Annotated in this window: 18 protein-coding genes; 3 read left to right on the forward strand and 15 right to left on the reverse strand. The window is 56.9% G+C overall.

Going from position 1 to position 8,696, the window contains the following annotated elements; genetic code table 11:
• The 15 genes from JCM12296_RS30145 to JCM12296_RS30195 form a co-directional block, all read right to left on the reverse strand.
• On the reverse strand, positions 1 to 607 hold a 607-nt coding region (locus tag JCM12296_RS30145; protein WP_172684187.1), incomplete at its 3' end, for a flavodoxin family protein.
• Positions 608 to 632: 25 nt separating this feature from the next.
• Positions 633 to 980 (reverse strand): cytochrome c3 family protein, encoded by a 348-nt coding sequence (locus JCM12296_RS30150; protein WP_054700775.1) that lies wholly within the window; start codon positions 978 to 980, stop codon positions 633 to 635.
• Positions 981 to 1,066: 86 nt separating this feature from the next.
• A complete protein-coding gene (locus JCM12296_RS46255; RefSeq protein WP_246805131.1) occupies positions 1,067 to 1,303 on the reverse strand; it encodes a cytochrome d ubiquinol oxidase subunit II in 237 nt (78 codons plus the stop codon).
• Entirely contained in the window at positions 1,279 to 1,479 is a 201-nt protein-coding gene (locus JCM12296_RS46260; protein WP_246805133.1) for a hypothetical protein, read from the reverse strand. Before JCM12296_RS46260 ends, JCM12296_RS46255 begins: the two co-directional genes overlap by 25 nt.
• Positions 1,480 to 1,572: 93 nt before the next feature.
• Positions 1,573 to 2,091 (reverse strand): cytochrome d ubiquinol oxidase subunit II, encoded by a 519-nt coding sequence (gene cydB / locus JCM12296_RS46265; protein WP_246805134.1) that lies wholly within the window; start codon positions 2,089 to 2,091, stop codon positions 1,573 to 1,575.
• A 50-nt stretch (positions 2,092 to 2,141) separates the two neighbouring features.
• The gene (locus tag JCM12296_RS30160; RefSeq protein ID WP_054700777.1) at positions 2,142 to 3,458 is read right to left on the reverse strand and encodes a cytochrome ubiquinol oxidase subunit I; all 1,317 of its coding nucleotides are present in this window, start codon (positions 3,456 to 3,458) and stop codon (positions 2,142 to 2,144) included.
• A gap of 208 nt (positions 3,459 to 3,666) precedes the next feature.
• Positions 3,667 to 3,852, reverse strand: a complete 186-nt coding sequence (locus JCM12296_RS30165; protein WP_054700779.1) for a hypothetical protein — start codon at positions 3,850 to 3,852, stop codon at positions 3,667 to 3,669.
• A gap of 77 nt (positions 3,853 to 3,929) precedes the next feature.
• Complete coding sequence (locus JCM12296_RS49595; RefSeq protein WP_306304169.1) at positions 3,930 to 4,166, reverse strand: hypothetical protein; 237 nt, start codon at positions 4,164 to 4,166, stop codon at positions 3,930 to 3,932.
• On the reverse strand, positions 4,163 to 4,366 hold the full coding sequence (locus JCM12296_RS49600) for a flavodoxin domain-containing protein (RefSeq protein WP_306304170.1): 204 nt from the start codon (positions 4,364 to 4,366) through the stop codon (positions 4,163 to 4,165). The genes JCM12296_RS49595 and JCM12296_RS49600 overlap by 4 nt, the downstream gene beginning before the upstream one ends.
• An 18-nt stretch (positions 4,367 to 4,384) precedes the next feature.
• Entirely contained in the window at positions 4,385 to 4,540 is a 156-nt protein-coding gene (locus JCM12296_RS40495; RefSeq protein ID WP_172684188.1) for a rubredoxin-like domain-containing protein, read from the reverse strand.
• 164 nt (positions 4,541 to 4,704) lie between these two features.
• Positions 4,705 to 5,079: a desulfoferrodoxin gene (locus JCM12296_RS30175; protein WP_054700782.1), complete on the reverse strand. Its 375-nt coding sequence runs from the start codon at positions 5,077 to 5,079 to the stop codon at positions 4,705 to 4,707.
• 66 nt (positions 5,080 to 5,145) lie between these two features.
• Positions 5,146 to 5,721: a rubrerythrin gene (rbr, locus tag JCM12296_RS30180; RefSeq protein ID WP_054700786.1), complete on the reverse strand. Its 576-nt coding sequence runs from the start codon at positions 5,719 to 5,721 to the stop codon at positions 5,146 to 5,148.
• A gap of 48 nt (positions 5,722 to 5,769) precedes the next feature.
• Complete coding sequence (locus JCM12296_RS30185; RefSeq protein WP_054700789.1) at positions 5,770 to 5,985, reverse strand: hypothetical protein; 216 nt, start codon at positions 5,983 to 5,985, stop codon at positions 5,770 to 5,772.
• A 539-nt stretch (positions 5,986 to 6,524) separates the two neighbouring features.
• Positions 6,525 to 7,001: a ferritin-like domain-containing protein gene (locus JCM12296_RS30190; RefSeq protein ID WP_054700792.1), complete on the reverse strand. Its 477-nt coding sequence runs from the start codon at positions 6,999 to 7,001 to the stop codon at positions 6,525 to 6,527.
• A gap of 124 nt (positions 7,002 to 7,125) precedes the next feature.
• Positions 7,126 to 7,341 carry a hypothetical protein gene (locus tag JCM12296_RS30195; protein ID WP_054700795.1) on the reverse strand — a complete coding sequence of 72 codons (216 nt, stop codon included), beginning with the start codon at positions 7,339 to 7,341 and terminating at the stop codon, positions 7,126 to 7,128.
• 195 nt (positions 7,342 to 7,536) lie between these two features.
• Here JCM12296_RS30195 and tpx point away from each other — a divergent pair, with 195 nt between their 5' ends.
• The 3 genes from tpx to JCM12296_RS30205 all read left to right on the forward strand — a co-directional run.
• Complete coding sequence (gene tpx / locus JCM12296_RS30200) at positions 7,537 to 7,899, forward strand: thiol peroxidase (RefSeq protein WP_281492208.1); 363 nt, start codon at positions 7,537 to 7,539, stop codon at positions 7,897 to 7,899.
• Positions 7,896 to 8,135: a hypothetical protein gene (locus tag JCM12296_RS48405; RefSeq protein WP_281492209.1), complete on the forward strand. Its 240-nt coding sequence runs from the start codon at positions 7,896 to 7,898 to the stop codon at positions 8,133 to 8,135. The genes tpx and JCM12296_RS48405 overlap by 4 nt, the downstream gene beginning before the upstream one ends.
• 117 nt (positions 8,136 to 8,252) lie before the next feature.
• Positions 8,253 to 8,696, forward strand: a 444-nt coding sequence (locus JCM12296_RS30205; protein WP_054700799.1) for a VOC family protein, incomplete at its 3' end; no start/stop codon positions are given.

Below are 8,696 nucleotides of genomic sequence, written 5' to 3' on the forward strand. Positions count from 1 at the left end.
GGGAGACGAAGAGGATGCCTTTGCGCGCCACCAACGGGCGGACACTTTTTTCGATGATGGCATCGATATCGCCGGCGACACCGGCCTGATCCCGGATCGCGCCCTTGCCTTCGATGCCCCGGTAGGTCAGGGCCTGGCTGAAGCGGGCATCAATGGCATCGAAAAAATACTTGGCGGTCAGCTGAAGGCCGTCGAAAAGCTGGCGGCCCCGGGAAGCCGCCACACTGAGCAGGATCCCCTCGCGCGTGGCAACCAGCGGATCCTTGAGTTTGAAGGCATATTTCCGGGACCAGAGGGTCTGGCAGCGATCGATCAGCACCTTGAGCTGCGCGCTGGCACCGTAAAAATAGATCGGGGAGGCCGCCACGACCATGTCCGCCTGGCGCAGCAGGCCGAAAATCTGTTTCGCCATGGGATCATCGGCAATCACGCAGGTGCCGTGGCTTTCGCAGTAGCCACACCCCTTGCAGGGCGTGATCCCGGCCCGGGCCACCTGGATGGTCTGGACCGCTGCGCCGGCCGCAGCCGCTTTTTCAAGGAACGTGGCCAGCAGGATGTCCGTGTTGCCGCCCTTGCGGGGGCTTCCCTGAAGTCCCAGAATAAACATGATCGATGGTTCCTCGCGGTTGATGCTATTTGACGTGGCAGGTTCTGCAGGTCAGCGGTCCATGGGGGTTGCCGGCCTTTTTTTCCTGCCTGTGACACTTGATGCACTGGGTGTTCATGACCTGTTTGGGCTTCAGGCTGCCGGCGGCCTTCATCTTCTCGATGGACGCATGCGTCTGGGGGAAGACACTGTGGCACACGTTGCAGTCGCCCAAGCGGTCCTGATGCCGGGCATGGGAAAAGGGGACTTTCCCCTGGTTGCCGCCAAAGAGTTGCATGTCGGCGGGCCCCCGGTTGGCGGCCGCGGCACAGATCGCCACGGCGCCCACCAGAAGAATCACCATGGTACCGATTCCCGAGACAAAGCGCTTCATACAAACGATCCCTTCTAACTTGAAATGCGGCCTCCGCACCGGGCGGATAAAGGCGCGGGTGCGAAGGCGGCGTTGAGGGCCAATGATCAGTACATCTCCTCATGGGCCAGATCCTCGTCGGTCACCTTTACACTGAAGAGTTTATACGCCCACACTTGATAGGCCAGGACGACGGGGATGAAAAGCAGCACCACGATGAGCATGATTTTCAGGGTCAGCGGGCTCGACGAGGCATTGAAGGCCGTCAGGCTGAAGGCCGCATCGATGCTGGAGGGGAACAGGCTGGGAAAGAGCCCGATCACGCCGAAAAAGGTACAGGCCACGATGGTGAGGGCCGATGCGCACCAGCCTTGAAGGCGGCCTGTTGCACCAGGAAAAAGCGGATGCCCACCAGCCCGACCACGGCCAGGGCCGGCACGAGGAACAGCGTCGGGTGGGCCAGATAGTTGCCGTACAGGCCGGTGAAGAAGACCGTGGCCACCAAAAAGACGACCGCCACGCCGGTCAGGACGGGCCAAAGCTTGCCGGCCAGCCGGGCCGACCGTTCGGCCAGGTCGCCATCGGTGCGTACGATCAGCCACAGCGCCGTGCATCACGAAGAGGCAGACGAACAGCACGCCGGCCAAAAGGCCATAGGGGTTGAGCAGGGTAAAAAGCGTGCCCTGGTAGATTCCCGCCTCATCGATGGGAATGCCCTGGAAGATGTTGCCGAAGGCACGCCAAAGAGCAGCGCCGGCAGAAAGCTGCCCACGAAGATGCAGGTGTCCCATACCCGCTTCCAGGCGGCGCTTTGTACCTTGTTGCGGAATTCGAAGGATACCCCGCGCAGGATCAGGGCGAAGAGAATCAGCATCAACGCCGAGTACAGGGATGAGAACATCACTGCGTAGACCAGGGGAAACGCGGCGAAGGTGACGCCGCCGGCGGTGATCAGCCAGACCTCGTTGCCGTCCCACATGGGCCCCATGGCGTGGATCATCATGTGCTTGTCGCGCTCGGATTTACCCAGGAATGGATACAATGATCCAATTCCCATATCAAACCCATCGGTCATGAAGAAGACCGCCCAGAGAAGCCCCCAGAGAAAAAACCATACGGATTGTAAAAGCATTTGAACCCCCGTGTTCTATCGATTCGGTTGTTGTCGTCGAATGACGTCGATCAGCTGTTTTCGGTTGCCGGCTGCGGTCCCTTGTTGGCGTAGTTGGCGATCAGGTAGAAGCCGGCGATCCCCAACAGGCCATACACCAGGATGAATCCCACCAGGGTGGTCATCACCTGCACCTCGGCCACCGGCGAGGCGGCGACGGCGGTTTTCAGCAAGCCGTAGACGATCCAGGGTTGACGGCCAACCTCTGCCAGGATCCAGCCCATTTCCATGGCCAGATAGGGCAGGGGCAGAGCGAAAAGCATCACCCACAGATACCAGCGGGATTCGAGCAGTCGCTTTTTCAACAGCAGACCGATGATGGTGAGCAGGGGGAACAGGGTGCCCAGGGCGACCATGGTGCGGAACGAGACGAACGTGGGCAGTACCGGGGGACGCTCATCCTTGGGAATGTCCCTCAGGCCGGTCACCGTGGCGTTGAAATCGTGATATCCCAAAAAGCTCAGGACGCCGGGCAGGCTCCCGATCTCGATCTTGTTGCGTTCATGGGCTTCGTCGGGGATGGCGAAAAGAACGATGGGGGCTTGGGCCTGGGTTTCCCAGTGCGACTCCATGGCCGCCAATTTAGCGGGTTGGGTTTTGGTCACGTGCACGGCGTGCATGTCGCCGGTGATCACGACCACCAGGGAGGCGACCAACCCGACCACCAGGCCGATATTGAAGGAGCGGGTGAAAAATTCGATGTGTTGTTTCTTGAGCAGATGCCAGGCGCTGATGCCCATGATGAAGAAGGCGCTGAGCAGGAAGGCCGAAGGAATGGTATGAACGATTTCCAAAAGGCCGAACGGGTTGGTCACCACTGCCAGGAAATCGGTCAGCTCGGCACGGCCGCCGCGAATCGTATAGCCCACCGGTTGCTGCATCCAGCCGTTGGCCAAAAGGATCCAGACCGCCGAAATGTTGCCGGCCGCGGCCACCAGCCACATGACCGTGGCATGGGCCTTTTTGGAGATCTTGTTCCAGCCGAAGATCCAGATACCGATGAAGGTCGATTCCAGGAAAAAGGCCAGCGAGGCCTCGATGGCCAGCAAGGACCCGAAGATGTCGCCCACATAGGCCGAGTAACGGGACCAGTTGGTCCCGAACTGGAATTCGAGGGTAATCCCTGTCACCACGCCCAGGGCGAAGTTGATGAGAAAAAGTTTGCCCCAGAATTTGGTCATGCGCAAATAGGTCTCATCCCCGGTTTTCACGTATCGGGTCTCCATGTAGGCCACCAGCACGGACAGTCCCAGGGTGAGGGGCACAAACAGAAAATGGAACATGGTAGCGGCGGCGAACTGGAGCCGGGATAGCATGACAACGTCCATACAAAGTCCTCCTTCGAGCGGATACAGGCAGCCGTTGCCACGAATGGCAAGGCTGCCGGAAAGTGAATTCAAGGGGCGGTCAACCCGAACGATCCACGTCCAAGCCCCGTCGATGGTGGCCAGCGCTGGCGCGAATCGGGAACCACGGTCGCCCGAGGCCCCATGGCCGCGATGAGGGACGGGGGAAGCGTGGCGTCAGCCGACGGCTTCAGGCAGCCCCATCCAGCGTGCACTGGGTGAAGTCGATGGGCTTGCCGCACTTGCTGCAGGTATGGACCTTGTCGAATTCGTCGGAGAAGATCTCTTTGGTTTCGCCGCATTCGGGGCACTTGCAGACGAACGATTTCAGGTTTTTGAAGCTTTCATAACCGGGGCAGTGTTGTGGTGTGGACATGGCATCCTCCTCTTTCATTTTTAAGGCGTTAAACGGAGATAAGACCGGAACCGGTTGCACGGGGTGCAAAACATCCGTTATCCGGCCATCTTTTTAGCAATTTCACGGCCATAGTCCTGGGCCATGGTGACGCCGCCGCCCAAGCTGGCGGATTTGAGCCGCAACGGATTGCCAACCATATTCATCTTGTATATATTTTTCATGGTTTCGAAAATGCGATCGGGGGCTTCGCCACTCCAGCCGAAGGCACCGAAGGCACCGCCGACCGTGCCCTCCAGTTGGGCTTTTTCCGCCATGAACAAAAGGGTTTTCATCCCCTGGACCATCTCGCCGTGTAGGTGGGAGAGCCCAGAACCACGGCGTCATATCCCTTCAAATCATCTTCTTTTTTAATGTCGGTAACCTTTACGATTTCCGCCTCGTGACCTGAGATACGAATGCCCTCGGCGATCAGATTGGCAATTTTTTCGGTCGCTCCGGTGCGCGTGGCGAACACGATCAGCGCTTTGGCCATCTTCGGCTCCCTTTCTGACTATTTGATTCTCGGGTCCTTGCCTTCGTACTGGCAGTCGGGTGTGTAGCAGGTGTTGTCCAGAAATTCACATTTTTCCTTACAGGACGGGCATTTTTCCGGCGGTTTGTCCGCCTGCAGTTCATATCCACAGTTCCCACATTTCCAGTTACCCATGGGTTCCTCCTTAATGTTGGATACGGGGGCATCATCCCTCGACGCGTGGATCCAGCATGTTCCGCAGCCCCTCACTGTTCACCGGACCGTCACCGGAACGGTGGAGATTCGGACCTTGGACGTCTCGAATCGGAACGTGCCGTCCAAGGTCCGCTAAACGACGCTTACGCTTTCCAAAGCCCGTGAAGGTTGCAGTATTCGCGGGCCGATACCGATGCCGCGTCAACCTTGAACACGGCTTCGGGGGTATCTCCCGGCTTAAGAAACTGGAACAGGGACTTTCCGTCGGCAATCAGTTCAATCCACTGGATGTAGTGCTTCTCTTCCATGGGATGGGCGACGCTGCCGACCTTGACCTTGTAGCCGCCGTCGATCTTTTCGATGACCGGCACATGTTTTTCTTTCGCCGCATCAACGGTATTCTCGGTCAGTTTCTGCATGGGCTGTCCACAGCAAACCAGTTCACCGCCGCCGCCGACGAGCACTTGAACGATGTTGCCGCATACATCACACTTGTAGACCTCATACCTTTCAGCCATTTTATGTTCTCCTTTACTTTCGTTGGTTCGGTTTGATGACGCGTGGTTGTCGGTTTGTGATTTGGATTACCAATTCTCGCCGAGAATTTCGAAATGCGCCTGGGGATGGGCACAGGCCGGGCAGATTTCCGGTGCTTCGGTGCCTTCCAGGAGATACCCGCAGTTGCGGCAACGCCAGGTGACCGGTTTCTCGCGTTTGAATACCCGGCCGGCTTCGATATTGGCTTTCAGATCCAGGTAGCGTTTTTCATGCTGCTTTTCGGCCACGGCGATGGCTTCGAAAATGAACGCGATGTGATCGAATCCCTCCTGCCGGGCAACCTTGGCGAAATCGGGATACATCGTGGTCCATTCATAGTTTTCGCCGCCGGCCGCCTCCTGGAGATTCTCGGTCGTGGTGCCGATCACGCCAGCCGGAAAGGCGCCGGTGATCTCGACCTCGCCGCCTTCGAGCAGCTTGAACAGTCGCTTGGCGTGTTCCTTTTCCTGATTGGCCGTCTCCTCGAAGATGTCGGCGATCTGGACAAAGCCTTCTTTCTTTGCCTGTTTGGAAAAGTAGGTGTAACGGTTGCGTGCCTGGGATTCACCGGCAAATGCCGTCAAAAGGTTTTTTTCGGTTTGGGTTCCTTTGATACTGGCCACTTCATGTCCTCCTTCATATGGGGGTTGGGGTTTTTGTTGATAGGGTTGTTATGATGAACATGACGTATCCCACCAGCCTTTGGCGATATGCTTGATCTTCTCGTCTTCGGCCAGGCGTTTGATTTTATACCCTGAGTCGCGCAACATGCCAAAGAGAATGCCGCAACCGGTATCCTCGCGATCATCGTCACCCTGGTTGGCAAGCTGGATCATGCGTTCGGCCAGCAGAATGACTTCCTTGAGATTATGGTCGCACCGTCTCACGAATTGAAACTTTCCGAAAAGGGGTTGGCTTGCGCTGGCGTCCCGGGGGGCAACATCAGCGATCTTTATTTGATTTATTTCTACATCAAGATGCATGCCAATCTGTCGGTGATCATCGTGTCTGCCGTCAACGGGTCGGAAAAAATGTGCTTTCAGGCAGGATGACCCGTTTTCAAATCCCATCCTGGCACTGCTTGCCGCGGACACGGGACAGGGCGGACACGGAACGAGAGACTCAATTCGAGTGTTATCGCTTGTGGTGAAAAGGGTTTATCGTATTCTCAGGTTGATTGTGAGACAAATGTGTATCGGAATACATACTTGATGGTGCAACATCGATGAATTTCCGGTTCTTGCCGCCCATTGTCGAGATGGTGCGTTTAAGGATGATGCGGGCGGGTACAGCAACGCCGAGTGGAAAATCGGACGTATCAGGCACGAAAGTGGCACACCGGTGTCTCATGAAAATGGTGAAACATTCATTGGGCCGGAAAGCCGCTGAAGGCCTGCCCATAGGCTTTCCGGCCGTTGCAGGGGCGCTACGATCGGGTGGCGACCAGACGGTGGCTGAGGAGTTTGATGTGAGACATTTCCGCCTTGATGATATCATCCAGGCGGGACTGCCCCAGGCTTTCGGGAACCAGGTCTTTCATCCCCAGGTAAAAAACGATGGAGTCTTTTTCCGCCAGGATGGCTGCCTTGAGGATCGCTTCCAACGAACTGGTATCCATCTCCTTTTTAAAAAAGATGCGGGTGTCCGCCAGGGCTTTGAGATAGGCCGCCGCCTCGTTTTGCGGGTCGAAGACGGTCTGGGTCTTCTCGGCCTCACCGAGCCCCTTGCGCATGGCGGCGAAGGTCTTTTCGTGGTCGTCTTCCATCGCCGCCAGGTCCAGCAGAAATTCTTTCGCATTCTGATCGGCTATATTCGCAGCCGCGTCCCGGTAAAACGTCGCGCCATTGCGTTCGATTTGCATTGCCATTTCAAACACGTCATCGGCGTTGAAATCATAACTCATGAATGGGCCTGCCTTTCTTTAATAGCGGGGTTCATCAAAGCGAGCTTTGCCAAAACAGGCAACTTGATACATGCCTGCTTCGGCAAAGCACTGTCAACCGCAAAATGAATCCCGCTCTGGAATTTTAGGACTCGGCTTCGTTCAGCCGGCACTCCGCATCCCACTCCGGGCAGGCGCTTTTTCGCTCGGCCTGGAATTTCAACATGCACTCGCCGCATTCCAATTCGATATTCGGTGTGTCGCCATACCTTTTTAGGAGTTCTTCCTTGGACAGGACCTGCGCGAAACTGCACCCGCACTGCGGGCAGGCGGATTGGATTTTATAGTGTTTGTGGCTCATCGGTTCTCCTCCTGTGATTTGACGGGGTTGAGTGGATCTGATGATTTTGAAAAAAAAGCAAAATCAATGCCAGGATGAAACCGTTGCGGTAATGTTGGCATGGTTGTTGATAGTGTTGAGAGTGAATCGATTGACTTGATCGGTTCGCCTGACACGTTCCGAAAACAAAAATTATTCTCGCATAAGGAGATACAAATGGCCAAGACTAAATTTAAAGGAACCCCGGTTCAACTCGCCGGCGATCTTCCCCCGGTGGGTTCGGCTGCTCCCGATTTCAGCCTGACGAAAGTGGATCTGTCCACGGTTTCACTGAATGATTACAATGGCAAAATTGTGGTGTTGAATATCTTTCCCAGCATTGATACACCGGTATGTGCCATGTCGGTGAGAAGATTCAACGCCGAGGTCGGCAAGCTTGAGAACACCGTCGTTCTTTGTGTGTCGGCGGATCTGCCCTTTGCCCATGCCCGATTCTGCGGTGCCGAAGGTTGGAGCATGTGGTCTCGGCCTCCACCTTCCGCAGCCCGGCATTCGGCGATGTCTACGGAACCCGGATGACCGATGGTCCCCTGGCCGGTTTGATGGCTCGGGCCGTGGTGATCATCGACGAGCGGGGCAAGATCGTCTACACCCAATTGGTGGACGAGATTTCCCAGGAACCGGATTACGCGCCGGCGCTTGCCGCGGTGACCGCTGCCGAACCCCTGCCGGCCTGCACGACGGCGTTCTCGGCGGAGCATTCCCGCGGTACCGAAGACGACGGTCCCTGTGACGATGGCCGGGCCGGCGGTTGAATGACGACGCTGGTCCGGCGGCAAGCGGCTTTCGATATGCTTTGCCGCCGGACTGCGCCGGCCACAGATGCAACTGCTGTGGATCAGCCTGGCTGACCGGCAGACGGAGGACTTTCCATGCCGACCTACACGGGAATTAACCATTTGGCCATGGTCACCGCCGACATGGACCGCACCGTCCGTTTCTGGCGCGACCTTTTGGGGATGCACCTGGTCGGCGGGCTGGGCAGCAAGGGTTATCGACATTACTTTTTTGAGATTTCCGACCGGGACATGATTGCCTTTTTTGAATGGTCCGGTGCGGAACCCATCCCGGAGAAGGATCACGGTGTGCCCTTCAAAGGTCCCGTGGCTTTTGACCACATCGCCTTTGGGGTTACCGATGACGACGCCTTGTGGGTGCTCAAGGACCGCCTGGAGGCAGCGGGATTCTGGGTTTCGGAAGTGATGGATCACGGCTTTATCCATTCCATCTACACCTTCGACCCCAATCACATCCCCATTGAATTCAGCGCACCGGTGGCCGAGGTCGATCTGCGGCAAAAGCCGCGCATGCGTGAC

The sequence above is a fragment of the Desulfosarcina cetonica JCM 12296 genome (assembly GCF_001311845.1).
Classification (GTDB): Bacteria; Desulfobacterota; Desulfobacteria; order Desulfobacterales; family Desulfosarcinaceae; genus Desulfosarcina; species Desulfosarcina cetonica.

What these genes read in the sequence shown, in the direction of transcription:
- JCM12296_RS30150 (WP_054700775.1), bottom strand. Translation starts at nt 980, where the DNA reads ATGAAGCGCTTTGTCTCGGGAATCGGTACCATGGTGATTCTTCTGGTG.
- cydB (WP_246805134.1), bottom strand. Translation starts at nt 2,091, where the DNA reads ATGCTTTTACAATCCGTATGGTTTTTTCTCTGGGGGCTTCTCTGGGCG.
- JCM12296_RS30160 (WP_054700777.1), bottom strand. Translation starts at nt 3,458, where the DNA reads ATGGACGTTGTCATGCTATCCCGGCTCCAGTTCGCCGCCGCTACCATG.
- JCM12296_RS30165 (WP_054700779.1), bottom strand. Translation starts at nt 3,852, where the DNA reads ATGTCCACACCACAACACTGCCCCGGTTATGAAAGCTTCAAAAACCTG.
- JCM12296_RS49595 (WP_306304169.1), bottom strand. Translation starts at nt 4,166, where the DNA reads ATGAAAACCCTTTTGTTCATGGCGGAAAAAGCCCAACTGGAGGGCACG.
- JCM12296_RS49600 (WP_306304170.1), bottom strand. Translation starts at nt 4,366, where the DNA reads ATGGCCAAAGCGCTGATCGTGTTCGCCACGCGCACCGGAGCGACCGAA.
- JCM12296_RS40495 (WP_172684188.1), bottom strand. Translation starts at nt 4,540, where the DNA reads ATGGGTAACTGGAAATGTGGGAACTGTGGATATGAACTGCAGGCGGAC.
- JCM12296_RS30175 (WP_054700782.1), bottom strand. Translation starts at nt 5,079, where the DNA reads ATGGCTGAAAGGTATGAGGTCTACAAGTGTGATGTATGCGGCAACATC.
- JCM12296_RS30190 (WP_054700792.1), bottom strand. Translation starts at nt 7,001, where the DNA reads ATGAGTTATGATTTCAACGCCGATGACGTGTTTGAAATGGCAATGCAA.
- JCM12296_RS30195 (WP_054700795.1), bottom strand. Translation starts at nt 7,341, where the DNA reads ATGAGCCACAAACACTATAAAATCCAATCCGCCTGCCCGCAGTGCGGG.
- tpx (WP_281492208.1), top strand. Translation starts at nt 7,537, where the DNA reads ATGGCCAAGACTAAATTTAAAGGAACCCCGGTTCAACTCGCCGGCGAT.
- JCM12296_RS48405 (WP_281492209.1), top strand. Translation starts at nt 7,896, where the DNA reads ATGACCGATGGTCCCCTGGCCGGTTTGATGGCTCGGGCCGTGGTGATC.